This is a genomic window from Anaerotignum sp., assembly GCF_031981185.1.
Classification (GTDB): domain Bacteria; phylum Bacillota; class Clostridia; order Lachnospirales; family Anaerotignaceae; genus Chakrabartyella.
Genome location: NZ_DALYUL010000002.1, coordinates 70,801 through 72,344 on the forward strand (window position 1 = coordinate 70,801; position 1,544 = coordinate 72,344).

General features: G+C 37.0%; 1 protein-coding gene and 1 pseudogene. One reads left to right on the plus strand and one right to left on the minus strand.

The annotated features are described in order from the left end of the window. Positions 1–510 (minus strand): annotated as a pseudogene (locus tag RTK36_RS01355) (stage III sporulation protein AA); the annotation flags it as partial. A 109-nt stretch (positions 511–619) separates the two neighbouring features. Between RTK36_RS01355 and RTK36_RS01360 the strand changes: the two are divergent. Further along, complete coding sequence (locus RTK36_RS01360; protein WP_312043539.1) at positions 620–1,375, plus strand: LytR/AlgR family response regulator transcription factor; 756 nt, start codon at positions 620–622, stop codon at positions 1,373–1,375. Positions 1,376–1,544: the final 169 nt, after the last annotated feature.

Below are 1,544 nucleotides of genomic sequence, written 5' to 3' on the forward strand. Positions count from 1 at the left end.
GCTGAGACAGCGAATCATATCCCGCAACAGGGTGGTTTTTCCGCACCCAGGAGGGGATACGATGAACGTGTGACACAGTTGGTTATTTTCAAATAAATAGGGAATCCATTCCTCTGCACAACCTTTTACCTCTCCTGCAATTCGTATATTTAAACTGCTGACTTGCCGCAGGGTTTTTACTTTTCCATCTTCCAGAACGGCTCTGCCGCAAAACCCTACACGGTGTCCACCTAAAACTGTTAAATATCCTTGCTTCAGTTCCTCTTCAAAAGCATATAAAGAGTAACCTCCTAATTTCTCCACCGCTTCCTTAATATGCCTACTGGAGATGATCCAATCCCCATTTTCATCAGATAAGAAATATTTTTTCTTATTTGTTTTTACAAAAAGTGGTCTTAGGGCACGAAGGCGTATCTCTTGTATCTGCTCGTCCTGAAATGCCACCTCTGTTTTTATCCTTTTTTCTACATCGGTAGGCAGTAATTTATAAATTTCTTCAAGCTTTTGCAATAAATCACCTACTTTTCATGCATAAATTTTGTTTTTTTAACAAAATATCTTTTTTTCATTCATGCTTTGTGATATACTGTTAATAAAATTTTTTTAGAGAGGTGCCAAAATGTTTTCGATTTTGCTAGGCTTTTTTGACGCACCCACACAAGAATATTTAATAGATTTTTGTGGAAAATGCGGTCATATCGAAGTTTCTTGTGCTAGTACAAAAGAAGAATGGTTCACTCTTTTTGAACATCATGAATTTAATTGTTTCTTTTTCAGTTTTGAAGAAGACATCATGCCCGTGCGCAGTGTCATTTTTTCGTTAAGAAACCATGAGCAACATCTACACACACCGATTCTGCTTTTTTCAAGCAAAATCGAATATCTTGTAACTGCTTTTGTCCATTGGCGGTCCTGTGAATGTTTTTTGCTTCCCTTGGATAATAAAAAGAAAGAAGCATTAAATAGTTTGTTACAATACTATGTGGGCATGTACAAAAAAATTCATTCTATTGAACGCAAGTTTTGTCAGATCAATACCCCTAAGGGACTTTACAATCTCCCTTACAGCGAAATACTATATATCGAAAGCACCATGAAAAAATCAATCATTCATCTTAAGAATGAGGCAATTCATGTACCATGTCCCCTTTATCAAATTCAGCGCACTCTATCTGACAAAAATTTTGTGCAGACGCATCGTTCATTTATTGTTAACCTAGAAAATATTTCTTATGTTGATAAGTCAAAGGAACCTTGGGGGATATTCTTTTTTAACTCAGACAAGGAAGCCTTTGTCAGCCGAAGCCACAAAAAAACCATATTGCCTTTTTTTCCCAGCATAGATGACGAGACGTCCTCAAACAATTTTGAATGAATCGGAGTGAAAGAAATGGATCCTTTTACAATCGTTGCTTTTGGTGACAGTCTTACTTATGGATACGGCGTTTTAGATCATATTGCTTACCCTGCGTGTCTTAAGAAAGATTTCCCAAAGTGGCGTATCATCAATAAGGGCATTAACGGAGATACAACCAGAGAAGCCT

What these genes read in the sequence shown, in the direction of transcription:
- RTK36_RS01360 (WP_312043539.1), top strand. Translation starts at nt 620, where the DNA reads ATGTTTTCGATTTTGCTAGGCTTTTTTGACGCACCCACACAAGAATAT.